The sequence below is a fragment of the Streptomyces sp. NPDC041122 genome (assembly GCF_055592445.1).
The window spans coordinates 491,619-514,863 of the sequence record NZ_JBVIYQ010000004.1 but is presented as its reverse complement, the minus strand read 5'-3'; the positions used below and the strand labels follow the sequence as shown (position 1 = coordinate 514,863).

General features: G+C 69.1%; 18 protein-coding genes and 2 pseudogenes. 13 read left to right on the top strand and 7 right to left on the bottom strand.

The window, feature by feature from the left end; translation table 11 throughout:
- Positions 1 to 6 precede the first annotated feature (6 nt).
- Positions 7 to 405 carry a DoxX family protein gene (locus tag ACZ6B8_RS18405; RefSeq protein ID WP_471607850.1) on the bottom strand — a complete coding sequence of 133 codons (399 nt, stop codon included), beginning with the start codon at positions 403 to 405 and terminating at the stop codon, positions 7 to 9.
- Between the two features lie 124 nt (positions 406 to 529).
- Positions 530 to 1,750 carry a metallophosphoesterase gene (locus ACZ6B8_RS18400; protein ID WP_471607849.1) on the bottom strand — a complete coding sequence of 407 codons (1,221 nt, stop codon included), beginning with the start codon at positions 1,748 to 1,750 and terminating at the stop codon, positions 530 to 532.
- 900 nt (positions 1,751 to 2,650) lie between these two features.
- Between ACZ6B8_RS18400 and ACZ6B8_RS18395 the strand changes: the two genes are divergently transcribed.
- The 8 genes from ACZ6B8_RS18395 (at position 2,651) to ACZ6B8_RS18360 (ending at position 14,248) form a co-directional block, all read left to right on the top strand.
- Positions 2,651 to 5,308, top strand: coding sequence for an aldehyde dehydrogenase family protein (locus ACZ6B8_RS18395; RefSeq protein ID WP_471607848.1), 2,658 nt, complete (start codon positions 2,651 to 2,653; stop codon positions 5,306 to 5,308).
- Positions 5,305 to 7,008, top strand: a complete 1,704-nt coding sequence (locus tag ACZ6B8_RS18390; protein WP_471607847.1) for a thiamine pyrophosphate-binding protein — start codon at positions 5,305 to 5,307, stop codon at positions 7,006 to 7,008. Before ACZ6B8_RS18395 ends, ACZ6B8_RS18390 begins: the two co-directional genes overlap by 4 nt.
- On the top strand, positions 7,005 to 8,279 hold the full coding sequence (gene fabF, locus ACZ6B8_RS18385) for a beta-ketoacyl-ACP synthase II (protein WP_471607846.1): 1,275 nt from the start codon (positions 7,005 to 7,007) through the stop codon (positions 8,277 to 8,279). Before ACZ6B8_RS18390 ends, fabF begins: the two co-directional genes overlap by 4 nt.
- Before the next feature lie 154 nt (positions 8,280 to 8,433).
- Complete coding sequence (locus ACZ6B8_RS18380; protein WP_471607845.1) at positions 8,434 to 10,278, top strand: condensation domain-containing protein; 1,845 nt, start codon at positions 8,434 to 8,436, stop codon at positions 10,276 to 10,278.
- Positions 10,275 to 11,522 carry an aminotransferase class I/II-fold pyridoxal phosphate-dependent enzyme gene (locus tag ACZ6B8_RS18375; protein WP_471082880.1) on the top strand — a complete coding sequence of 416 codons (1,248 nt, stop codon included), beginning with the start codon at positions 10,275 to 10,277 and terminating at the stop codon, positions 11,520 to 11,522. Before ACZ6B8_RS18380 ends, ACZ6B8_RS18375 begins: the two co-directional genes overlap by 4 nt.
- Positions 11,522 to 11,794, top strand: a complete 273-nt coding sequence (locus tag ACZ6B8_RS18370; RefSeq protein WP_471082883.1) for an acyl carrier protein — start codon at positions 11,522 to 11,524, stop codon at positions 11,792 to 11,794. Before ACZ6B8_RS18375 ends, ACZ6B8_RS18370 begins: the two co-directional genes overlap by 1 nt.
- Positions 11,795 to 11,988: 194 nt before the next feature.
- Positions 11,989 to 12,750, top strand: coding sequence for an SDR family NAD(P)-dependent oxidoreductase (locus ACZ6B8_RS18365; protein ID WP_471082886.1), 762 nt, complete (start codon positions 11,989 to 11,991; stop codon positions 12,748 to 12,750).
- A 187-nt stretch (positions 12,751 to 12,937) separates the two neighbouring features.
- The gene (locus ACZ6B8_RS18360; protein ID WP_471607844.1) at positions 12,938 to 14,248 is read left to right on the top strand and encodes an MFS transporter; all 1,311 of its coding nucleotides are present in this window, start codon (positions 12,938 to 12,940) and stop codon (positions 14,246 to 14,248) included.
- A gap of 281 nt (positions 14,249 to 14,529) precedes the next feature.
- On the opposite strand, the gene ACZ6B8_RS18355 is transcribed toward ACZ6B8_RS18360, so the two are convergent.
- Positions 14,530 to 15,468 carry a GlxA family transcriptional regulator gene (locus ACZ6B8_RS18355; protein ID WP_471082892.1) on the bottom strand — a complete coding sequence of 313 codons (939 nt, stop codon included), beginning with the start codon at positions 15,466 to 15,468 and terminating at the stop codon, positions 14,530 to 14,532.
- A gap of 195 nt (positions 15,469 to 15,663) precedes the next feature.
- On the opposite strand from ACZ6B8_RS18355, the gene ACZ6B8_RS18350 reads away from it, so the two are divergent.
- The 4 genes from ACZ6B8_RS18350 to ACZ6B8_RS18335 all read left to right on the top strand — a co-directional run bounded on the left by ACZ6B8_RS18350 (position 15,664) and on the right by ACZ6B8_RS18335 (position 17,582).
- The gene (locus ACZ6B8_RS18350) at positions 15,664 to 16,353 is read left to right on the top strand and encodes a DJ-1/PfpI family protein (protein WP_471607843.1); all 690 of its coding nucleotides are present in this window, start codon (positions 15,664 to 15,666) and stop codon (positions 16,351 to 16,353) included.
- A gap of 97 nt (positions 16,354 to 16,450) precedes the next feature.
- The gene (locus ACZ6B8_RS18345; protein ID WP_471607842.1) at positions 16,451 to 16,786 is read left to right on the top strand and encodes a hypothetical protein; all 336 of its coding nucleotides are present in this window, start codon (positions 16,451 to 16,453) and stop codon (positions 16,784 to 16,786) included.
- Complete coding sequence (locus tag ACZ6B8_RS18340) at positions 16,783 to 17,283, top strand: hypothetical protein (RefSeq protein ID WP_471607841.1); 501 nt, start codon at positions 16,783 to 16,785, stop codon at positions 17,281 to 17,283. The genes ACZ6B8_RS18345 and ACZ6B8_RS18340 overlap by 4 nt, the downstream gene beginning before the upstream one ends.
- A gap of 2 nt (positions 17,284 to 17,285) precedes the next feature.
- Complete coding sequence (locus ACZ6B8_RS18335) at positions 17,286 to 17,582, top strand: DUF3817 domain-containing protein (RefSeq protein ID WP_471607840.1); 297 nt, start codon at positions 17,286 to 17,288, stop codon at positions 17,580 to 17,582.
- 2,099 nt (positions 17,583 to 19,681) lie between these two features.
- On the opposite strand, the gene ACZ6B8_RS18330 is transcribed toward ACZ6B8_RS18335, so the two are convergent.
- Positions 19,682 to 20,713, bottom strand: a complete 1,032-nt coding sequence (locus ACZ6B8_RS18330; RefSeq protein ID WP_471082908.1) for a GlxA family transcriptional regulator — start codon at positions 20,711 to 20,713, stop codon at positions 19,682 to 19,684.
- A 141-nt stretch (positions 20,714 to 20,854) separates the two neighbouring features.
- Between ACZ6B8_RS18330 and ACZ6B8_RS18325 the strand changes: the two genes are divergently transcribed.
- Complete coding sequence (locus ACZ6B8_RS18325) at positions 20,855 to 21,793, top strand: alpha/beta hydrolase (protein ID WP_471082911.1); 939 nt, start codon at positions 20,855 to 20,857, stop codon at positions 21,791 to 21,793.
- Between the two features lie 113 nt (positions 21,794 to 21,906).
- Here ACZ6B8_RS18325 and ACZ6B8_RS18320 read toward each other — a convergent pair whose 3' ends face one another.
- The 3 genes and pseudogenes from ACZ6B8_RS18320 to ACZ6B8_RS18310 all read right to left on the bottom strand — a co-directional run.
- Complete coding sequence (locus tag ACZ6B8_RS18320; RefSeq protein WP_471607839.1) at positions 21,907 to 22,140, bottom strand: zinc-binding dehydrogenase; 234 nt, start codon at positions 22,138 to 22,140, stop codon at positions 21,907 to 21,909.
- A gap of 80 nt (positions 22,141 to 22,220) precedes the next feature.
- Positions 22,221 to 22,736: pseudogene (locus ACZ6B8_RS18315) on the bottom strand (MerR family transcriptional regulator); the annotation flags it as partial.
- A gap of 91 nt (positions 22,737 to 22,827) precedes the next feature.
- A pseudogene (locus tag ACZ6B8_RS18310) lies at positions 22,828 to 23,193 on the bottom strand (transposase); the annotation flags it as partial.
- Positions 23,194 to 23,245: the final 52 nt, after the last annotated feature.

Sequence of the window (23,245 nt, the reverse complement as noted above, 5' to 3'; positions counted from 1 at the left end):
GCTCGCTCACAGTCCGGTGGCCAGCCAGACGGTCAGGGCCGCGGTGGCGATGAGCCCGACGTTGAGTGCGATCCTGCGGTCTTCGCCGGTGAGGTGGACCGCGATCGCACCGGCCTGCAGAAGGACGAATCCGATGGCCGCGGCCGGCGCCAGTGAGGGAGCGATGTCTGTGGCCGGCGGCAGGATGAGGCCGATCGCGCCGAGCAGTTCGACCGTGCCCAGCGCCCTGAGCGCGGGCAAGGGTATGCGGTCGACCCAGGCCATCATCGGTCTGAGTTGATCGGGCGTGCGGATGACCTTCAGTGTGCCGGCCCAGACGGAGAAGGCGGCGAGCAGACCGGCGACGATCCAGTACTCATTGCGGGGTGTCGCGGGCGCCCCGCTGATCAGTGCGGTTTCCGTCATGCGCACCAGTGCACCGCCGGGGTCCTGCCGGTGTCCAAGACCCTTTCCGCGGCGCTGATACCCCGTGGGTATCGCCGCAGCGCGGAGCTGTTGACCTTGCGCTGCTCCGGGGCGCTCCGGGCGGCTAAGGGGCGAGGGGCCCCTGCGGGGAGCGGAGCACGAGCAGGGTGATCTCGCTGGGGGCGAAGACGCGGAACGGCGGGCCCCAGAAGCCGGTTCCGCGGCTGGTGTAGAGGAGGGTGCGGGCGCCGTGCCGGCTGAGACCGGCGAGAGCGGGCTGGTCGATACGGACGAGGTGGTGGAAGGGCCAGATCTGGCCGCCATGGGTGTGGCCGGAGAGCTGGAGGTCGACGCCGCCTGCCGCTGCCCGGTCGATGAACTTGGGCTGGTGGGCCAGGAGCAGAACCGGCAGGTCGGGGTCGGCGCCGTCCAGGGCTCCGGCGAGGTGGGCGCGGTGGCCGGCCAGGCCGGAGGACTCGGCGGTGACGTCGTCCACGCCGGCGACCACGAGGGTGTCGCCGCCGCGTGCGAGCAGCAGATGACGGTTGCGCAGCGGCTCCCAGCCCAGCTCGCCCATCAGGTCGACCCAGCCCTGGGCCTGGCTGTAGTACTCGTGGTTTCCGGTGACGTAGACCCGGGCTCCGGTGGCTCGTACGGTGCCGAGCGGTTCGGCCTGTGCGCGGCGGCGTTCGGCCGTGCCGTCGGCGATGTCGCCGGTGTGGCAGACGAGATCCGCCTCCAGGGTGTTGACCCGCTCGCAGACCCTTGCCGACCAGCGGGCGCGGTCGAGCGGACCGTAGTGGGTGTCGGTGATGAGGACGACACGGGTGCCGTCCAACCCGGCTCCCAGGCGCGGGAGTTCCACGTCGAGACGCCGCACCCGTGGCACCCTGCGGGCCTCGACGTACCCCCAGGCGAGAAGCACGGCGGTGACGCCGAGGGTCGCGCAGGCGACGATCCGTGCCCGACTCTGCCCGCCACCCGCGCCGGCCACGACCAGGGCGAGGCGCAGCAGGACGCCGAGCAGGACGGACCAGGTGAACAGCACCCAGCTGCCCCCGAGAAGAGTGCTCCCGAGGATCGCCGCCCGGTCCTGTTGCCGACGGCCGTGGCCGCGCGTCATCGCCAGCGGCATTCCGATCAGACCGAGGACGAAGAGCACGGTGCCGAGGAGAGTGACGGGCAGCGGCCAGTGCTGGCCTGCGTACAGCAGCGACCAGCAGGGGACGGCCCAGAGCAGCACGGGGGCGACGAGCGGGAGGTAGCGCATGAGGCGGCGCAGCCGGCTCTGCCGGTTCGCGTGCGCCGGTTCCTCGGCGGAGCCAGTCTCGCTGGTGTCGGTCACGCTTTCCCTCCTTGAGCGGCCGAACTGTCGGCGCGCGCAATGTATCCGGTCGTCTCGGCGGACGTCTTGTCGATCACCGATCGAGCCAGATCAGGGACGGCCGACTCCCGGACGTCGGCACTGGGCCGACGTCGCGCCCCGAGGCACTGGCTCTTCCGAACGCCCAGGCGGACAGGCCGTAGTCGAGACCGCCGCCCAGGAACCGGGGATTCCACAGCGTCAGCGTCGCCCACAGCCGCTGTCCCGGGCCGGCGTCTGCCTCCTGGCCCACTGTGTCGGTCAGCGACAGCATGCCAACCGCGATGCGAGCAACAGCAGTACCACCAGCGGTACAGCGCAGACAGAACCAAGATCCGTAAGAAACGGCCTACCGCTTCGTCAAAGCGGCATTGTGGGGCAAAATAGTGTGTGAGAACGCTCTCTCATGCGCATCCGCTTCGGTTTCGCGGCAAGTGCGTCATGGTATTTGGCCACCTGTCGCCACCTTGCCCACTGGCGTTCCGCAGCAACGATCGGCACCCTGCCCGGGGCCATGGTCTCCGGTCGGCCCGGGCCCCCTGCCAGCGCCGACCCTGCTGGCAACTGCACAGCCCCCCGGGCGACCGGAGGCCGAGCCCGCGCCTCCCACAAGTCAACTTCCGCACCACCATTTTCTCTGGCCTCCAAGTCATTTGGCGAGATCGATCTCGCCGGAGGCGGGGCGGGCGTGTCATATTCGTATTCGACGAATCTACGCGAGCAAAACAGGCGCCATTCAGTTGACTTGTTCGACCGGGGAGCCGAGCGTGCCCGCCGATACCAGGAGGCATTGTCCGGCACCCCTCTTCTTAGGCGCCACGGATCGCACAGCCTTCTGGAGCCCGCCCGAGCAAGGCCATGAATAGCCCCGAGGAGCATCAGTTGGCCATTGTCAGGCGTTTGGTCTCGCCCGAGGGGCACGTCTGGGAGACAAGCGAGATCGTGGCCCGTGTATTCGCTGTCGCTGAGCATCTGGCACACAACGGCATCGGACCCGGTTCGCGGGTGATGGTGAGCGCTGTCAATTCCGCGCATTGGGTCGTCGATCTGCTCGCGCTCATTCATCTCGATGCCTCAGTGGTGCTGGCCGACCATCGAGCCGCTCCGGTACAGAGAGCGCGCATCCGCGCCCAGGCACGCGCGGTACTCGAAATCAACGAAAGTACGGGCGACGCCGCAGCGCCACGGCCCCCCACCGGCATGGCGGCCGCCCCCGACCTCAAGGCCTGGGCGCGCCGTCAGGACGCCGCGATCTCGTGGTCGTCGGGCACCACGGGCGATCCCAAGGGCATTGTCCGTTCCGGCCGCTCGATTCTGCGCAACCTCGAGCTCAGCGCGGAACGCATGGGATACCGGCCTGACGACGTCTTCCTGCCCGTCCTGCCGTACTCCCACCAATACGGTCTGTCGCTGGTCCTCTGCTGGTGGCTGGGCGGAGGAACGCTCATCGTCTACGGGCGGACCACGCGCCTGGACCGTGCGCTCGCGGTCGGCGTGGAGCACGGTCTCTCCATCGTGGACGCGGCTCCGTCCACCTATCACAGCCTGCTGAATCTCCTGGACCGCCGGCCTCTGCTCGCGGACGCGCTGAAGACGGTACGAGCTTGGTGCGTGGGCGGCGCGCCGTTGGGGCGCAACCTGGCCGCCCGGTTCCATGCCCGTACGGGCCGGCATCTGCTCGACGGCTACGGAGCGACCGAGGTGGGGAACATCGCGCTGGCGCCACCCACCGATCCGGTCGGGTGCGGCACACCGCTGCCCGGCGTGGCCGTCGAGATTCACGACGACCATGGCGCGCCGCTTCCCCACGGTCAGCTCGGCGAACTCGTCGTCCGCAGTGAAGGCTTGATGACCGGCCACCTAAGCGACGACGGTGAGACCGTCCCGGTCTCTGACCCCGTGTACCGCACGGGGGACATCGGGCGGCTCGACGACACCGGCCGGGTCTTCGTGGTCGGGCGCACATACGCCGTGCACCGAGACGGCCACACGCTCTACCCGGACCACCTCGCCGAGCGGGCCGAGTCGGTCGGCGCACAGACGGAGGTCATTGCCGTCCCCGACGAGCGTCTGGGCAGTCGTCTGGTGTTCGTGATCGTCGACCCGGATGCCCACGAACCCACGTACTGGAAGCGGGCGCTGAGCTCTGTGCTTGCCGGCTACGAGCAGCCCGATCACGTCGTCGTGCTTCCCTCACTGCCCCTCACCAGCAGGGGGAAGCCCGACCGTACCGTCCTGGAGAAGATCGCCATGAACTCGCTGCCCGCGTCGTCCCGCACGGTGAGCGGCGCAACCGCGCTCCGCTCGACCGTCGGGGCGACCGACTACCGTATCCCGTTCGCCGAGCGCCTCGATGCCCTGCGCGCAGTGCGCAGGTACGTGGCCGACCACGAGGAGGCGGTGATACGCATCCTCACCGACATCTCGCCCCACCACACGGCAGCCGCGGAGGCCCGATTATTTCTCGCCACCCTCGACGGAGCAGAGGATGAGATCCGCCGGTCTCAGCCGGGCTGTGTTCCTCGGGCTGCGATATTCACGCCATCCAATATTCCGCTCTACTCCTACGCGCTCTACATGCTCGTGGCTTCCCTTTACACCGACCGCATCGTCTTTCGGCCGTCCTCCGAGATCGAGGATCAGATGCGCCGCCTGCACGCCCTGCTTGCGCCGGTCCATGAACTGCCCATCGAGCTCTCCGGACTCAGTCGTCGGAAGTTCGTGACGGGGCCCGTGCGAGAGGCGGACGTCATCGTCTTCACCGGGAAATTCGCCAATGCCGAGACTGTGCGCGAAGGGCTGTCCGAGGACCAACTCCTCCTCTTCTTCGGCGGCGGCATCAACCCGGTCGTGATTGCGCCCGACGCCGATCTCAAGCATGCCGTACGGGACGTCGTGAGACTCCGGCTCTACAATTCCGGACAGGACTGCTTCGGGCCCGACGTCGTGTTTGCTCCGCAGGGCCGGACCGAGGAGTTCGTGGACCTGTTGTCGGCGCATCTCTCCTCGCTGCGTTTCGGCCGGAACACCGACCCTGCTGCCGACTACGGCCCGATCTGCTACGACTCGGCGCTGGTGAACTGCTCGGACTACCTGGTGCGTCATGTGAGCCGCATCCGGCACGGCGGACGCATCGATCTGCCCTCCCGCAGGGTCGAGCCGACGGTGCTGCTGTGGGGTTACGACGACAAGTTCCCGTTGGACGAGATGTTCGCCCCGGTGTTCAACGTCGTGTCCTATCCCAGCGCGAGGCGGCTGCGCGAGCGGCTGTCGAGCCCGTTCTTCAGCGAACGCGCCTTGGGGGCGATGGTCTACGGAGAGGACCCGGAGACGGTGAAGGTGCTGTCCAAGCGCCACCAGACCTGTGTCAACCACACATTGCTCGAGGCTGAGGACGGCAACCGTCCGTTCGGCGGCTTCGGGGTGCGGGCGAATTACATCTCCTACGGTGGCGAGCGGCACGCCGAACCACTGCTCATGTCACAGGCCGTGGCCCAGAACGTCCCGATGTCGGTCCCTGCCGCGGCGCGTGGCGAATGACCCGGGTGGACAAGCGGTACCCCGACGCTTGGTCCGCGATCGTCGACGTACTGGTGGCGAACGGGGTGGACACCTGCTTCGGACTTCCGGGCGACGACCTCGAGTTGCTGCGCGCCCTCGATGCCGCGGGCGTGGACCTCGTGCCCTGCCGTGACCAGCGCAACGCGATGTACATGGCGACCGGTTACGCGCTGCAATCAGGTCGGCTCGCCGTCTGCGCCCTGGGCAAGGGACCGGCTGTCACGCACGCGGCCACGGGCCTGCTGGAGGCACGGGAGTCCGGAGCACCGGTCCTCGTGCTCGCCGCCGGCGCGCCCGAACGGCGCCGGGGCAGCGGCGGATTCCAGGAACTCGACCAAGTCGCCGTAACGACGCCGCTCGTGCGAGGGGCGTACCGGGTCGGTCACCCGGACCGGGTCGTCCCCGCGACGGTGACGGCGCTGACCCGAGCTCTGGGGCCGCCGTCCGGGCCGGTGTACCTGGAGGTGCCCGATGATGTCCGCACGGCGGAGATCCTCGTCACCGGAGCGCTGCCAACGCCGCCCGAACCATTGGCCCTTGAGTACGTTCCCCTGATAGCGGGCCCGGCATTCGCGGCGCTCCGCGCGAGTCGGCGTCCGGTGGTGCTGGTCGGCGGCGGAATGCGGCATCGCAACGGTGACGGTGCGGTCGAGCGCTTCGCCGACCACCTCGGCGCGGCGCTCTTCACCACGGCCTCCGGCCGCGGCGTCGTCGACGAGCGGCACTCGCTGTTCTGCGGTGTCGCGGGCCTCTACGCCTCGGCCCCCGCCCGTGAGTTGTGGTCGTGCTGCGATCTGGTGGTGTCTCTCGCCGGGCGCCTTGAGGAGACGGTCGTGGAGGGCGGAACGCCGCTGCCCCCAGCCCCTGTGGTGCAGGTGAACATCGATCCGGGCGGGTTGTCGGCCGAATTCCCGGGCCCTCGCGTGCTCGGAGACGCCCGGCATGCCGTGCTCGGCTGGTCGCGCGCGCTGAAGGAGGCCGGCACAGCTGAGCACGTGGACACGAAGGCGTCCGAGGCCTGGGTCGACAAGATCGCGAGCGCCCGTGGGGCCATGGCCGTCGCTGTGGAAGCGGAGTTGACCCGCGCGGCGAAGCTGCCGGAGATCCGCATCCCGGAATTGCTCGCCGTGCTCGACGCCACCGCGGGCGAGCGTCGCGTGCTGGTCCAGGAGAACGGGCTGCAGGACATGTGGTCGTACTGCTTTCCCTTCCACGCCGGTGGAGGCTCCATCGTGCCGTCGGAGCAGACCCCCTTGGGCTTCGGAGCGGCCGCAGCCATCGGCGTCAAGCGGGCCGCCCCGGGCCATGAGGTGACCGCGTTCATCGGGGACGGGGCGTTCCTCGCGGCCCGTGCGGACATCGCCGCCGCGGCTCCGTCCCACGGTGGCGTGCTGTACGTGGTGCTGTGCAACGGTGGCTACGGCTGGCTGGACGCCCAACGCGCCCGTCTCGGCCTCGACGCCGAGCGCTACGCCTTCACCCGCCCAGGTACGCCGCCGCCCGCGGTCGACGGACCGGACATCCGCTGCCGGGTGCTGCGCGACAAGGCCACGCTCACTGATGAGATCCGTGCCGCGCGAGGGTTCTGCGCGCAGGGAGGCACGGCCGTGCTCATGGTGCCGGTCGCCGCCGACGACATCCTTCCCTCCCTCCTCGACGCGGAGGTGGTCCCCCAGTGACGGGGACAGGAGAGCCCGGCGCCGGCCGCGACCGAGCCCGGCGCCGGGTGGTGGTCACTGGATATGGGGCCGTGACACCGCTGGGGCATAGCGTCGACGAGACGTGGGCGGCGATGCTGGCCGGGCGCAGCGGCATCGACACCGTGACCGCGATGGACGTGACGGGTCTCGGAGTCCGGATCGGCGGCCAAGTCCGTGGTTTCACTCCCGGCCGGTACATGCCCGTGCCGGTCAGCCGCCGCGCCGACCCGTACGCGCAGTACGCCCTGGCCGCGGCGCTGGAGGCGTGCGAGCATGCCGGGCTCGTCGTCGACGAGCGGCTGGCACCACGGGTCGCCGTGATCATTGGCAGTGGCTACGGCCCGGTGGGATCGATCTACCGCGCCGCGAACATACTGCGCGACAAGGGGCCACGGGCCATCAGCCCGTTCACCCAGGTCACGACCGCCATGGACAGCGCTGTCGGTGAGATCAGCATGCGGCTGGGCACACGGGGGCCCAGCCGTGCACAGAGCACGGCATGCGCCAGCGGCACCGATGCGGTGGGTGCGGGCATGCGCATGATCAGGTCTGGGGAGGCCGACATCGTTCTCGCCGGTGGGGCCGACGCCTGCGTCACCACCATTGACCTCGCGGGCAGCGACAACGCCCGCGCACTGTCCCGGCGCAACGACGACCCGAGCACGGCATGCCGTCCGTTCGATGCGCACCGCGACGGGTTCGTGATGAGTGAGGGGGCCGCCGTGGTGGTGCTGGAGGCCGCGGAGACGGCCGCCGGACGAGGGGCGGTGGCCCTGGCCGAACTCGTCGGCTACGGCGCGAGTTCCGACGCTCATCACTGGACCGCCCCGCACCCGGAAGGACAGGGCGCGTGCCTCGCCGTCGAGGCGGCGCTGTCCGACGGTTGCCTGGCGGGAGCCGACGTGGACTACGTCAACGCGCACGGCACCGGAACGGTCCTGAACGATGCCACCGAAGTGGCCGCCCTGCGCAAGGTGCTGGGTGATCGCGTCACCCGGATCCCGGTCAGCTCAACCAAGTCGATGACCGGGCACATGATCGGCGCCGCCGGAGCGGTCGAGCTGGTGGCCTCCATCCAGGTCCTGCGCACGGGTGACGTTCCGCCGACCGTCAACTGCGACGAGCCGATCGAGCCGGACATCAACTTCGTGCCGCACCAGCCACAGCACCACGAGGGACTGCGGGTCGCCCTGAGCAACTCGTTCGGCTTCGGCGGTCACAATGCCGCTCTCGTGGTCCGAGCGGTGTGAGGCCCCCGCCATGACTCACTCGCCGCAACCGCAACCGCAACCGCAACCGCAACCGCAACCGCCACCGCGCCCCGCCACCGTCATCCGCAGCGGGCCGCTGACCTGGGTTCAGCAGTGGCACTGGTTCGAGCACACCATTCCCGCGTCACGGCGGGTGAACCCGACCCCGCTCGCCGACCACTGCCACGTCCCGGCCACGGCGACCGTCGCCGACGTCCACGCGGCGCTCGCGGCACTCACCGCGCGCCATGAGGCACTGCGCACGACGATCGACCCGCACCACGCGGTGCAGCATGTCCGCCCCGCGGACTGGGCCCCGTTGCCGGTCGACTGCGTGGACGTACCCACCGTCGACGTCGGCACCCTTGAGGCCGCCACAGCGTCACTGGCCGCCGTCCCGATCGATCCCGTACGCAGTCCACCCTGGCTCGCCAGGGTGCTGCTCGAAGCGGGAAAGCCATGTGCTGTCCTGCTGGCCGCCCACCACATGGTGATCGACGGATGGGGCCTCGCGGTGCTGATCAACCAGTTGTACGAGCGACTGCGCGGCGACGGCGTGGCGACGGAGGCGACCACCCACCTGCTCGACACGCTCGCCGACCAGCGCCCGGAACGCGCCCGCGCGGCGGAGCGCGAGTGGCTCACGCGCTTCGCGAGCAACCCGACCGGCGTCCTGTTCCCGTTCGGCGGGACCGAGAACGGCAATGGTCGACACCGTCTCCAGCATCGCTCGGTGCCCGCCCACACCGACCTCGACCGGCTGGCCCGGCGCCACCGGGTCAGCCCCGAAACCATCATGCTCGCCGCGCTGGCGCACGATGTCGCGGCCCGCACCGGCGAGCACCGGTTCCTCGCCTCGGTGGTGGTCTCCAACCGGGCCCGGGCCGCTCTGCGCCACAGCATCGGCGTGCGGGCCCTGACGGTTCCGGTGCAGATCGATCTCCGCCCGGGTTCCGGGTTCGACGAGGTGGTCGCCTCGGTCACCGACGCGTCCGCCACGGCCTACCGGCACGGTCAGTGGTGCCCTCCGGAACTGGTCGCGGCCCAGGCCCGGATGGACCGTCGCCGCGGTGTGGTGGCCGTGCCCACCATCGAGTACAACTGCTACGCGTGGCCGCGCGAGTATCTGGTTCCCGTGCGGAACACGCCGGTGGGCGGAGCTGCCACCTGGATCAGCAGCGCGCCCGACGAGCCCTGCGAGACGCTCTATGTCGACTTCAGCCGCGACGGGGGAGTCGTCACCCTCGACGTCACGGTCGGAGACCATCTGCTCGACACCGAGCAGGCCTTGGCGTTGCCCGTCCGCCTGTGCGCACTCCTGCGCGCGCTCGCCGCGGGCACCCCGTGCCCGCTTCCGGCACACGCGCCGACACCGGCCGCCGCCGGCTGGTGGCGCGCACCACAGGGATGGGTGAGCGTGCCAAGGGCCGAGGACGTGTTACGCGATCACCCCGGCGTACTCGACGTGACGGTGACGCCCAGCGAGGAGGGAGACGAACCCCATCTCGTCGCGTACGCCCGCACCACCCCCGACGTCACCCCCGGCGACCTGCACTGCCACGTCCTGGACCACCTCGGTGACGTACCCGGTCTCCTGGCCCCGGGCCGCTACGTCCTGACCTCCGACCGCTCCGCGTCAGGCCGCCCCTCCGGCGGGCCCCGCCCCACCACCGGCCGTACGTCCATCCCGCACATCCCGTTCCGCCCGCCCTCGACGGACGCCGAACGGGCTCTGGCCGCCGCAGTGACCGTGGTCGGACTCGGGTGTACGCCGATCCACTCCTCCGACGTTCCTGTCGCCGTGGACATGAACCGTTGCCTCGCCGACCACGGGGTCACCCTGGTCGCCGTTCCCCGCCTCCTGGCGCTGCTCCAGCAGGCCGGTTTCACGGGGGTCGCGTCGGACGAGCTGGCCGGAGCGGCCTCGCTCGGCCACCTTGCCGCAGCTCTGGAGCCCTTACCGCACCGCGCCCCCCGTGGAGGAGAGACACCGACATGATCGCGCCCCAGCCCCCCGCAGCGTCCGCGGACCGACTGGCCCCGTGGGCCTTCGACGCTTTCGTCGAAGCGAACACCCATGAGACGGCGTACCGGCCGCCGGTGGTCGACGGCCCCGTCGGGCCGACCATCGTCCGCAACGGCCGTGAGCTGGTCAACTTCGCCAGCATCAGCTTTCTCGATCTGGAACGGCACGTCCCGGTACGACGGCACTTCGCCGAGGGAGCGCTCGCCCACGGCCTGGCGACCAGCGGGTCCAGGATGACCCAGGGAATCTGCCGCCCCCACCAAGTCCTCGAGGACACGATCGCCCGCCACACCGGCAAGGAGCGCGCCATCAGCTTCGCCACGGGGCTCCTGGCCAACATCGGGTTCGTCCACGCCATGAGCAGTTCCGCGCACTTCGACGCCGGGATCGAGGTCCGCAACCACGACACCGTCTTCGTCGTCGACCGGGATGTCCACTGGAGTATCTGGAAAGGCGTCGAGGGCCTCGATTACGGCCGCAACGTACACGCGTTCCGCCACAACGACGTCTCCGACCTGGCACGCGTCCTGGGCCGGATCCGCCGCGGCAAGACCGTGGTGATCGCCGAGAGCGTGTACTCGGCCGACGGCACCATGGGACCGATCGTGGAGATCCTCGACGAGTGCGACCGGCACGGCGCCATCAGCATGATCGACGACGCGAACGGCTTCATGGTCTACGGTCCCGAGACCCGTCCGTACGCCCGAGAGGCCGCCGCGATTCGAGAGCGGGCCGACTTCGTCATGGTCTCGTTGTCGAAAGCCATCGGCCTGGAAGGCGGCGCGATCGCCGGGCCCGCGGCGGCCATCGATGCCTTCGAACTACTCTCCGGCACCTCGATGTTCACCGCCGCCATCCAGCCGCCCACCGCCCACGCCGCCAAGTACACCATCGACGCCCTCGCCGGGAATCCAAAGATCGTCGACGACTACCTGGCCCATGCTGCCCGTCTTCGCCGACAGATCCACGAGGCTGACACCCCGACGACCTCGACCGAGTCGTACATGCTCTCGGTGCCGATCGGGAACGATGCGGCCGCCCTCCAGATGCGGGAGTGGTTCGTCGAGGACGGCTACCTCGTACCCGTCTTCTCCTACCCGGCCGTCGCACGCAACCAGGCGCTGTTGCGCTTGTTTCCACACGCCGGCCACACCGAGGAGCAAATGGACGGTTTCCTGCGCACCCTCTCCACCTACCGACAGCGCCTCGGGCTCTGATGACACCCACCGAGCGACAAGGAGACCCCGTGGTGAACCGCGCCGAAATCCTCCATACCCTGGCCGAGATCGTCGAAGAGGTCACCGGTATCGACCCAGCAGAGATCACTGCCGATAAGACCCTCGCGGATGACCTCAACATCGACTCCTTGTCGCTGGTGGAGATCACCGTGGTGGCCGAGGACAGGTTCGAGGTGAAGATCCCCGAAGAAGAGACCGCGGAGTGGAGAACCGTCGGGGACGCGGTGCACTTCATCAGCGACCACAGGTGACCGCTGCCACGGGACCACGCCCCCTGCCGAACAGACCTCACCTGAACGAACAGACCTCACCTGAACGAACAGACCTCACGCAGAGCTCACGACTTACTCAGAGCTCACGACCTACTCGGAACTCACGACCTACTCGGAACTCACTTCGGGAGATGTGCCATGCGCAGATCGGTTCCCTCTGAGGCGGGGCGATCATGAGCGTCCTCGATCGCTTTCGGCTCGACGATCGCGTCGCCGTCGTCACCGGTGCGTCCGCCGGGCTGGGAGTGGCCTTCGCCACCGCGTTGGCAGAGGCCGGCGCCGACGTCGTGCTCGGGGCGCGGCGCTCCGAAGGGCTGGAGGCCACACGCAAGGCCGTCGAAGGGCTCGGCCGCCGGGCCGTCGCTGTGACCACCGACGTTGCCGAGCCGACGGACTGCCGCGCGTTGATCGACGCGGCGATGCGCGCGTACGGGCGGGTGGACATCCTCGTCAACAACGCGGGGGTCAGCAGGGAGATACCCGCGACGGAGGAGACGCCGGAGGAGTTCTGCGAGGTCGTCGACATCAATCTCAACGGCTCCTACTGGATGGCCCAGGCCGCGGGCGCGGTGATGCTGCCCGGCAGTGCCATCGTCAACGTGTCGAGCATCCTCGCGCTGGTCACGGGTGGCCTGCCGCAGGCGGCCTACTCGGCGTCGAAGGCCGGCCTCCTCGGGCTCACCCGCGACCTCGCCCAGCAGTGGACACCCACGAAGGGCATCCGCGTGAACGCCCTCGCGCCTGGACTCTTCACCTCCGCCATGACCGACGGCTACGCCGAGGGCTACCTCGACGCGATCATGCCGCGGGTGCTCTCGGGCCGCATCGGGCGGCCCGATGAACTCGCTGCCGCTCTGGTCTTCCTCGTCTCCGACGCCGCGTCCTACATCACCGGCACCACGCTCACGGTCGATGGCGGCACGCACATCGCATAGTGACACGCAGCGTGAAACCGAGCTCGACTTCCCGAAATCCGCGAGCGGATGTGTTCACGATGTCGATCAGCGAACGATGCGGTGATCTCCGTCCCGGTGTGACGGGACGCGACCACTTCGGCGGTGACGACGCGGATGCCGAGCTCACCGGCCGAAACCGGCTCTTCGTCGGCCCGGGGAGCAATCAATGACGACGGAGCCGACCGCTCGTTCCCATGAGCGGGGGCCGCTCAGGGAGCCACACCTGCGCCGTTTGGTCATAGGGCAGGGGATAGCGGCTGTGGTCGATGCGCTGTTCCTCGTATGGATCACGCTCTTCGTGCTGGAACTGGCGGAACCCGGGATCGCAACGGGGCTGGTTCTCCTGGCCGTGGCGCTTCCGCGAGCGGTGCTCCTACTTCCCGCAGGGGTTCTGGTCGACCGCCTCGGTCCTGCGCGGATCGCGGCGGTCGCCTCCTGGCTCCGGCTCGCCGTCCTGCTCGCCCTGGGTGCTCTGGTCATTTTCACCTCACCGTCGTTGACGACGGTCGCTCTGCTCGCCGGACTGCTCGGCGCCGCTGACGCCGCGTACTTCCCGGCGGCTCTGGCGTTGATACCTGCCGTCGCACCGACAGAAAAACTCCCCCGGGTCAACGCGCTGGTGCAGGGCGCGGAGGCCGTGGGCGATCTGATCGGCCCGGCGGTGGCCGCCGGAGCCATTGCCGTCATCGGCTTCGAGGCGACGCTCGGTGTTATCACGGCGATGGCCGCGTTGGCCGCCGTCGCCCTCAGCACCCTTATTCGTGCAGTAGGGCGGGGCGAAACAGCAGGAAGGGGCGAAACAGCAGGAAGGGGCGAAGCAGCAGGAAGGGGCGAAGGCGTCAAGGACTACACCGGCCCCGACACCCCCGGCGGGGAGCAGCTCAGCAGTACACGTGCCCTGGGCACGGGCTTGAGGTACGCCTGGCAGGAACCGCTGGTTCGAGGAATGCTGGCGGCTGTCGCTCTGATCAACATCGCGGTCGTGGGCCCCGTGCTCGTGGGCGGTGCGGTGCTGGCCGATCAGCGTCTCGGTGGCGCGGGGGCACTGGGCATCGTGTTGTCCGGATTCGGTGCAGGTTCACTGATCGGCTCGCTCATGGCCGGGTGGCGGCCGCCGGCGCGGCGCGGCTGGACCGTCATCGGCGGGGTCGCGGCGATCGGAGCAGGGATGGCCGGACTCGCCGCCGTCACTCATGTCGTCGCCGCAACGGCCGTCCTCTCCGTCATCGGCTTGGGATCCGCGTTCCTCGGGGTGGTCATCGTGGCCACGCTGCAAGAGAGGGTGCCCAAGCAACTGCTGGGCCGCGTGCTCAGTCTCGTCGTTCTGGCCACAGTGGCGTTCGACCCGTTCTCCTATGTCCTCGCCGGAGTCCTGCTCCCGTACGGCACGACGACGTTGTTCCTGGTCTGTGGCGGTGCCGTCCTCTCGTGCGCGGGTCTGGTCGTCGCGAATCCGGCCATCCGCTCCCTGCGTTGACCGTGCCCGTCGTCGACGCCCCGCCCACCTGCCCACGTTGAAGGTCCAGGGCCAACGGCGTCGCCATCGCCCCTTGCCGAGGCGCACATCGCTCAGGGGTTCTGGCGGGTGGCGACGGTCCGGGCGCGGCTGAGCAGGGCGCGCTCAAGGACCTGCGGAGGGCCAGGATGAGCAACTCCCCAACCTGAGCGACCTGTTGCGCGAGACGAATCGCTGGTCCAACGAATCGCTGGTCCAGCGAATCACTGGTTCAAGGGGCGCCGGTTCGATGGATCACTGGTTCAGCTGAACGTGCGTCGGTAGGTCTGCGGGCTGACGCCGGTGGTGCGTTTGAAGCGGTCGCGGAAGGTGGTGGGTGAGCCGAAGCCGACCTGACCGCCGATGCGTTCGACGGAGTGCTCCGTGGTTTCGAGGAGGTGCTGTGCCTGGCGGATGCGGGCCCGGTGGAGCCATTGGAGCGGGGTGACGCCGGTCTGGTCGCTGAAGCGCCGGATCAGGGTCCGGGTGCTGGTCCCGGCCTGCTCGGCGATGTCGGCGAGGGTGAGGTCGCGGGCCAGGTTCTCCCGTAGCCAGGCGAGCAGCGCCTCCAGCTCGGAGCCGCGCGGCGTGGGGGTGTGGTCGTGGACGATGAACTGCGCCTGCCCGCCCTCCCGTTCGAGGGGCATCACCGATAGGCGGGCGGCGTCAGCGGCGACGGCCGAGCCGTAGTCGCGGCGGACCATGTGCAGACACAGATCCAGCCCGGCGGCCGCGCCGGCCGAGGTGAGGAACTGGCCGTTGTCGACGTAGAGGACGTCCGGATCGACGTCGATGTCCGGGTGGGTGTCGGCCAGGAGCCCGGCCGCACGCCAGTGGGTCGTGACGCGCAGCCCGTCGAGGAGTCCGGTGGCGGCCAGGGGGAAGGTGCCAACGCAAAGGGAGGCGATGCGCGTGCCGTCGGCAGCGGCGGACCGCAGCGCGTCACGCACGGTGGCGGGGAGTGGGGCAGCGACATCGGCGACGCCCGGGACGATGATCGTGTCCGCGCCCTGGAGGCCTTCCAGACCCCAGGGGGCGCGCAGAGCGAAGGCCCCGGCATTGACCTCGTCACGCTCGGCGCACACGCGGACCTGATAGCCGGCCCGCCCGTCGGGCAGGCGGGTCCGGGAGAAGACCTCGATCGGCGTGGACAGGTCGAACGGGATCACCTGATCCAGGGCGAGAACGGCGACGGTGTGCATGGCGAAAACATACCTCCCCGCCAACGCGACGTCTCCGGCCCGGGACATGCCCAGCTCCGCCCATGGCAGTTCCCAGGCCTCCTGAAGGTGGTGGCGATTTCCCGTTGAAACCTGTCACTAGTGCCACTTGGCGATCACGGTGACGGCCGGTTGACTTCGGAGTGTCCGCTGGAGATCGACCCCGAAGGAACACCCATGCACATCCAGGTTGTCCTGTTCGACGGATTCGACCCGCTCGATGCCATCGCCCCCTACGAGGTGCTGTACGCCGGCGGCTCGGCGTCGGACGGCGCGGTGACCGTCGAACTGGTTTCCGCAGAGGGCCCTCGCGAGGTGATCAGCGGCACCGGCGGACTGAGACTGCGCGCCACCGGTGCACTGGACCTGGAGCGCGCGGACATGCTTCTGGTGCCCGGTGCCTCCGGCCGCGTAGGTGAACCCGGCGAGGTTCCGGAAGACGAGGGAGTCCCCGGAGAATGGAGGCGGGACGAGTTCATTCCCGTGTTGTTGCGCCGCACGCTGAACACCGATCTCCCCGCACTCCTCAAGCAGGCCATGGACGACCCGGACATCACCGTCGCCACCGTCTGCGGCGGCTCGCTCGTACTCGCCCTGGCGGGCCTGCTCGAAGGGCGGCACGCCACCACCCACCACCTGGGCCTCGACATGCTGGACGCCACCGGCGCCCACGCCGTCCGCGCCCGCATCGTGGACGACGGAGACCTGATCACCGGCGCCGCCGTCAGTTCCGGGCTCGATCTGGCCCTGTACCTGCTGGAACGCGAGGTGGGCCCCCGCGTCGCGCACGCCGTCGAGGACCTCTTCGCCCACGAGCGGCGCGGCACCGTCTGGCGCGCCCAGGGCCCGACGCCCGCCGCACTCTGAACACCCGGCGCTCGGCAAGTCAGCCGCTCACCGCATCCCATGCACAGTGCCCAGTCAGGTGCATTGTGCGCAGCGCACAGTCAGGAAAAACATCAGCATGTCGGTCGAAGGCACTTGGAACGTGTCCATCTCCACCCCCATCGGCAAGATCAAGGCCGTGGTCGAACTCCGTGAGCAGGGCGGCACCCTGACCGGCACCGCACACGGAGCCGGCGAGGAAGTACCACTCAGCGACCTCACCCTCGACGCCGACCGGCTCACCTGGAAGCAGGCCATCACCAAGCCCGTGCGGTTGAACCTGGCGTTCGACGTGACGGTCGACGGCGACACCCTCCAGGGCACGTCCAAGGCCGGCCGCCTTCCGTCCTCGAAGGTCACCGGCGAGCGTCGGCCCGCCCCGGAGCGTTGGTCCGCCCGGGAGCGCCAGGCGTGACCAAGCTTCTTCTGTCGCTGCACGTCCTGGCGGCCATAGTCGCCGTCGGCCCGGTCACCGTCGCCGCGAGCATGTTCCCCGCGACGCTCCGGCGCGCCGTCGGCGATGGCGGCGACGGCGACTATGGCGGTGGCGGTGACGCCCTGACGATCCTGCGGACACTGCACCGCATCTGCCGGGTGTACGCGGGCATCGGCATCGCCGTCCCTCTCTTCGGCTTCGCCACAGCCAGCAGTCTCGGCGTCCTCGGCGACGCCTGGCTCATCACCTCGATCCTGTTGACCGCGGCGGCCGCCGCGGTCCTGGTCCTGTTGATCCTGCCCGCTCAGGACCGCGCCCTGGCCGAGAGGGCGAGTTACGCCGGGCCGCCGCTGTCGCCGTCGCCAACTCCCCTGACACCGGGGCGCCTCGCCCTGCTCACCGGCATCTTCAACCTGCTGTGGGCGGCGGTCACCGTACTGATGATCATCCGACCCGGCTCCACCACGGGAGTGTGACCATGGACCCGCGATCTCCGCGCCATCTGCGCGTCGCCGCCCACGCCGAGTTGCTCTCGCTGCTCGTCATGCTGGCCAACCTGTTCACTGTCCACCTCAAGCCCATCTCGTCCTTGATGGGCCCCACTCACGGCTGCGCCTACCTGTTCGTCGTGATCGCGACCTGGCGGCTGGACGAGGCGACGCCCGCCGCCAGGGCGCTCGCTGCCCTCCCCGGAGTGGGCGGGCTGCTCGCACTGCGGCGGCTCAGCCCTGCCGGTCCTGGTCCGACCCAACGCAAGGAGGTCATCCAGTCATGATCTACATGTCGCCGGTCATCGTCGGCGTCGTCTACTGCCTGGTGATGTCCTTGTGACCGCCGCTGGTTGAACCGGGTCCGGATGCAGGAGGTTCCTTCGGTTCCAATCGTCCCAGCGGGTGGGAGTCACCGGCGAGGGCGGTCTGCGCCGTTTCCCAATCGGTGTGGCCGGTGGGGCCGGAGCGATCGGTACCGATGATGTGGCGCAGGTAAGCGAGAGAATGCGCGGTCCGTGACTGATCCGGAAGAGCTGGTCAGAAGCGGGATAGCGGTGGGAGGAACGGGGAGTTGCGCCGTAAACCGGGCCCTGCTCTGAGCGGGCCGAGCGGAAGGCGCCTGACCGGCAAAGCCCAGGTCAGGCGCCTTTTTTCGTGCGGCTAGAAGAAGCCGAGCTTCTTCGGTGAGTACGACACGAGCAGGTTCTTCGTCTGCTGGTGGTACACGCCCACCACCGCCTCTGACCTGCGGCCAAGGCGGGAATCGTCTGCTGCTGGGCTGAGTCGGCCCGCACCTGGTCCGGATCTTGGGGCGTGGTTTGTCGCGCTGAGGTGCGACCCCTGCGATACGACATGGCACAGGTAGGCAGAACCGTCTTTTGGCGTCCAGCCAGTCCAATGCGAACACGTATGTCCAGTTCTGGGCCACGGGGCGGGAGGGCGTATATGGGGTTGGTGACTCGCCGGTGACACGAAGAGGCCCCGCCGGTGTTCCGGCGGGGCCTCCGGTCAAGACACCCGAGAGGTCAGCCATCCGGGTCGGGTCTGTATCCAGCGCCCCTGTTATAGGTGTGCCATGTCACGTGACGTTGACCAAGGCCCTCGCAGGGCAGTGGCTTTCGTTCATCGAGCTGAGGGATCTGCAGGATGTCGTGTGGAGCGGGCTCGACTATGTGGGGATTCCTGGCCGCACGCGTCGCGAGTTGGCCAAGGAGCTCGACGTCATCGACCACCGTGACTATCCGGACCGGTTCCTTGCCCTGTCGGGCGGTTGTGGGATCTGGCTCTTGCCATCGGCCAGCAGGAGCCAGTGGGTGGTGCCAGCTGCTTGTGCGACTGCGATCAGCCGCTGGCGCACATCCTGGGCTGAGGTCGGGTCCGTTGTCTGTTTGGCCTTTGGCGGCCGGGCCGTGTGTCTTTGCTGGTCCGGCTTCGATGGCGCAACAGGGCAATTCAGCCTTCTGTCTTCGCCGGACGTCTTCTGGCGTTGCTGCTCCGCCTTTTGCGCTCCGGCGACCGCATTCTCGAGCAGGGCCTGTGTCTCCCGCAGAACCCTGCGCTCGCGCTTGTTGAGCTGGGTGCGGCGGGTGCCTTCCAGTAGCCGGCGAGCTGTTCGCCGATCCTGCTTCAGGCGAGTATGGCTCTTGCCCCGTGTGCCACCGAGCAGTTGCTTCCCTTCGGTCAGACGTTGCAGCCGCTCCCATGCGTCGGGTGCCTGACCGTCGTGTGTGGCAGGTCGCCGTCCTTGCGTGACTCCTCCTCGGCGAGGGGTGCGAGGGAGGGGGCGAGGATTTCGGGCACTGCTGCATCGAGCGGCAGTGCCGGCGGCATGGTGCGTGGAGGAATTCCGTATGTCGCGGTGGGCGCAACGGGAAGCGGACTGCGCATGACGTTTCCACGTTGGTTCGGTCGCCCAGCGCGCATTCAGCTCCGAGCGTTCGCCAGCGGCGAGGTGCGTTTACACCGGTGCGGTGTCTGGGGGCACCTTGAGCGTCTGCGGCGGTTGGTTCGGTGCGGCGGTCAGCGCGGCGCCGGCCGCTGATGAACATGGCGAGCAGCCCTGCTACCACGACGATGCCGACGATGAGGAAGATCAGTGAGCCGCCACCCTCGACGGCGAGAACAGTCTGACGGTGAGTCTGTACAACGATCAACTACACGATCCATGGCGAAACAGTTCAACGTGTCGCTGGCTTGGAGGAAAGAGTGCACGAGGTGGCAGTGTGCGGGGGGCGATCACTCTTGAGGGCGAAGCCGTGGCAGTCGGTCGCGATCCGGCAGGGCGACCTGACCGCCGCCGTACGCCCGCGCTCCGCGGCCTCTCGGTGCCGCCCACTCCCCGTGCAAGCGGTCGTGTTCCCGGGGCACCCCGCGCCGAACGGCGTCACGTGCCTGCGGACCGGACCCGTTGGTCCTCGGAGAGGGGCGGTGCGAAGGCAGTGGTGGCCGAGCGGAATGCCCTCCGGTAGGCGGACGGGGTGATGTCCAGGGCGGTGCGCATGTGTTTACGCAGGTTGGTGCCGCTGCCCAGGCCGGCCCTGGCGGCGATGTCGTCAACGGGCAGTTCGGTCGACTCCAGCAGATGGCGTACGTGTGCCAAACGGGCCGAGGCGAGCCATTCGGCCGGGGAGAGTCCGGTCTCCTGTCGGAAGCGCCTGGTGAAGGTCCGTACGCTCATGTGGCAGTGGGCCGCGAGCTCTTGGAGGGACATCCGCCGGTCCAGGTGCTCCGTCATCAGCGTCCGCGCCCCGGCCGTCGAGGTGTCCGCGTCCTCCCTGACCGGGTGCTCGATGTACTGTGCCTGCCCTCCGTCTCTCATGGGCGCGACGACGTTGTACCGCGCCACCCGGTTCGCCACGGAACTGCCGTGGTCCTCCCGGACCAGGTGCAGGCACAGGTCGATGGCGGCCGCGCCGCCGGCTGACGTCAGGATGCCGCGATCGGCGATGTAGAGCGGGTCGGTGTCGAGGTCGACTGCCGGAAAGAGCCGCTTGAACTGCTGCGCGTAGCGCCAGTGGGTCGCGGCCCGGCGGCTTTCCAGCAGGCCGGCTGCCGCGAGTACGAACGAGCCGGTGCACAGGGACACCACCCGGGCACGGCGCCGGGCCGCACGGCGCAGCGCTTCGGCGACGGAGGCATCCACCGCGCCGGCGTCCAGTACCTCCGGGCAGCGGGTGCCGGCGACGATCACCGTGTCGGCGTGCTCCAGCAGGGACAGGTCGCCCTGCGGCGTGACGCCATACCCGTTCACCGTCGGTACTGGGGATCCGTCCGGGGTGAGGGTGCGTACCTCGTAGGCCGCGGTGCCCGCGCGGGTTTCGACCGAGGCAAGCATCTGGGCCGGGATGCTCAGGTCGAAGGCCACCACCGGTGCGAGGGCCAGGACGGCCACATGATGCGGTGCCGCAACAGTCATGGCCCAATAGTTGCACATAGTGGCTCTTGGGCCACTTCTGTGCCGCTCGTGATCGGCAGAGACTGATGTCAGCTCCGCACAACAGACGCACAACAGGCCGGGCAGCACCCGGTCGAACACCCGGAAGGTACCCATCCAGCCATGACTGCCCCCGCTGTCGATCCCGAGATCCAGACCCTGCTCGACACCGCCGACACCGGCGTCTTCCCCGTTCATGGCCTGGACGCCGTCCTCGCCGACCCCCAGCGCTACGCACTGCTGCGCGCACACCCCGACACCCCCGTCGACGACCAGGTCAAGGTGCGAGACCTGTACATCCCCGGCCCCGCAGGACAACTGCGACTACGCGTCTACCGCCCCGACACCACCGAAGACCTGCCGATGGTCCTCTACATACACGGCGGCGCCTTCACCTACGGATCCCCCGAGGCCGAAGAGGGACGCTCCCTGCGCTACGCCCGCGACGCCCACGCCGTCGTCGCCTCCGTCGACTACCGCCTCGCCCCCGAACACCCCTACCCGGCCGCAGCCGACGACGCCTACGCCGCCCTGACCTGGATCGCCGACAACCCGGCCGAACTCGGCGGAGACCCAACACGCATCGCGGTGGCCGGCGGCAGCGCCGGCGGGAACATCGCCGCCTCCACCGTGCTCCGCGCCCGCGACCAGGCGGGCCCGCACCTGCTCTTCCAGTCCCTGACCTACCCCAGCCTCGACGGCAGTCTCACCAGCGCCTCGGCACGGGAGTTCACCGATACCCCGGTCTTCAACCGGGGCGCGCTGGAACTGGCCGTGCAGCACTACGCGAAGGACGGCCACGCCGACCCGTACGCCTTCCCGATCCGCTCCACCGATCTCAGCGGCCTGCCGCCCACCTATATCGCCGTGGCCGAGATCGACCCGCTGCGCGACGAGGGCCGCGACTACGCCGCACGCCTGTCAGCCGCCGGCGTCACCACCGAACTCGTCCAGGTCCCCGGCGCCGTCCACGGCTTCGACCTCCTCTTCCCCCAGGCCCGCATCAGCGAACACAACCTCACCGACCAGGTACGCACCCTGCGCGATGCCCTCCACCCCTGACTGAGTAGGGTCGGGGGCTGGGAACGGAGCGGAAGCCACCGCGCCAGTCCCCGACCCTACTTAGGGCTTGTCGCGAAAGTGGATCCTGGTCGCCGAGCCCACCTTGTGCCGGTTCACAGGGCGATCACGATTTTGCCGTGGACGTGCCTCTCGGCCTGCGTCGTCACGGCTTCGCGGATCTGCTCGACCGGGAAGGTCGCCGCGATCGGAACCGTGATCTCGCCGGCATGGATCGCGTCGGCGATCTGTTCCAGGGCGCCCGGACCCGCGTCGAGGGCGCCCGCCTTGCTGACACCGGGCGGCGGGGCGGGGCCGTCGGCTACGACGGAGATCCGCTCGGGTGCCACGCCGAGCTTGAGGGCAGTCTCGGCCGCCTCCCTTCCGAACAGGTCGGTTGTGGCGGTGATCCCCTCGGGCGCCAGGGCCTGCGGGTGGCCTGGATGGCCGCGCCGAGCGGGCCGAAGATCCGCTCAGTGACCAGCAGACTGTCCAGGTCCGCCTGACGCAGGGAGCCTTCAGGCAGGCTCTTGAGGCGGTCGGTGACGAAGTCGGGGAGCAGGCCCATCCGGCTGCCCTCGGTGCGCATCCGCTGCACGGCGGTCCGCTGCCGCCGCAATTCCGCCTCCTTTTCGGCGAGGGTTTCCTCCAGCCGCTCCAGGATGCCCGCGATACCGTCTCCGCTGTCCGCACCGGCGGAATCCGTGCCGGTGGTAAAGGCGTCACGGATGTCGTCCAGGGCGATCCCGGCGTCGGCCATCTTGCGAATCCACAGCAGGCGGATCATGTCCTCCTATCCGTAGCGGCGGCGGTCATCGCCGCCCCGCTCGGGCTCGGGGAGCAGGCCGATCTCGTGGTAATGGCGAATCGCCCGCGGCGTGGTGCCGGCGAAGGCCGCCGCGTCACCGATCTTGACCTGGCGAGGTGGCATGAACGGCGAATGCATGAGCAAGGACCTTTCCTCAAGGGACCGGGACGTAAGTCCACCGGGCCACATGCCGCTACGGAAGGTGCAGCCCCATACACGCCGCCCCGTGTCAATGCCAGGAAACGCGCTGTTCCTCAGTAATGACCGCAGGCCCGTCCTTTCCTGCTGGGGCATCCGCACGACGGCAGACTGAGGGTTCACAGCCACAGATAAATCGCCGCGACCTGAACCGTCGGCCTCGAACCGAACCGCAAGTTTGTCGAACCGGGTGGCCACGGCCCGGTGCTGCTTGAGACGGCTGATCCCGCATTCGACGACGTTGCGGTGCTTGTAGAGCTGCGGGTCGAAGGCCGGCGGGTGGCCGCCTCAGCGGCCGCGCCGCAGGCGGTTGGCGGCGATCTGGTCGGCACGTTCGCCGGAGCCAGTCCCGGATCGCTTCCGAGCTGTATCCCTTGTCGCCGAGCACATGATCGGGCGGAGGCGCGGTCGCGTGTTGCGCCTTCGGGCGTAACGTCACTTCTGACATC

Excerpts from the sequence above, each read along its gene's own strand:
- ACZ6B8_RS18355 (WP_471082892.1), bottom strand. The coding sequence starts at position 15,468 with ATGCACACCGTCGCCGTTCTCGCCCTGGATCAGGTGATCCCGTTCGAC.
- ACZ6B8_RS18370 (WP_471082883.1), top strand. The coding sequence starts at position 11,522 with ATGACACCCACCGAGCGACAAGGAGACCCCGTGGTGAACCGCGCCGAA.
- ACZ6B8_RS18360 (WP_471607844.1), top strand. The coding sequence starts at position 12,938 with ATGACGACGGAGCCGACCGCTCGTTCCCATGAGCGGGGGCCGCTCAGG.
- ACZ6B8_RS18390 (WP_471607847.1), top strand. The coding sequence starts at position 5,305 with ATGACCCGGGTGGACAAGCGGTACCCCGACGCTTGGTCCGCGATCGTC.
- ACZ6B8_RS18330 (WP_471082908.1), bottom strand. The coding sequence starts at position 20,713 with ATGACTGTTGCGGCACCGCATCATGTGGCCGTCCTGGCCCTCGCACCG.
- ACZ6B8_RS18335 (WP_471607840.1), top strand. The coding sequence starts at position 17,286 with ATGGACCCGCGATCTCCGCGCCATCTGCGCGTCGCCGCCCACGCCGAG.
- ACZ6B8_RS18345 (WP_471607842.1), top strand. The coding sequence starts at position 16,451 with ATGTCGGTCGAAGGCACTTGGAACGTGTCCATCTCCACCCCCATCGGC.
- ACZ6B8_RS18325 (WP_471082911.1), top strand. The coding sequence starts at position 20,855 with ATGACTGCCCCCGCTGTCGATCCCGAGATCCAGACCCTGCTCGACACC.
- ACZ6B8_RS18350 (WP_471607843.1), top strand. The coding sequence starts at position 15,664 with ATGCACATCCAGGTTGTCCTGTTCGACGGATTCGACCCGCTCGATGCC.
- ACZ6B8_RS18405 (WP_471607850.1), bottom strand. The coding sequence starts at position 405 with ATGACGGAAACCGCACTGATCAGCGGGGCGCCCGCGACACCCCGCAAT.
- ACZ6B8_RS18365 (WP_471082886.1), top strand. The coding sequence starts at position 11,989 with ATGAGCGTCCTCGATCGCTTTCGGCTCGACGATCGCGTCGCCGTCGTC.
- ACZ6B8_RS18375 (WP_471082880.1), top strand. The coding sequence starts at position 10,275 with ATGATCGCGCCCCAGCCCCCCGCAGCGTCCGCGGACCGACTGGCCCCG.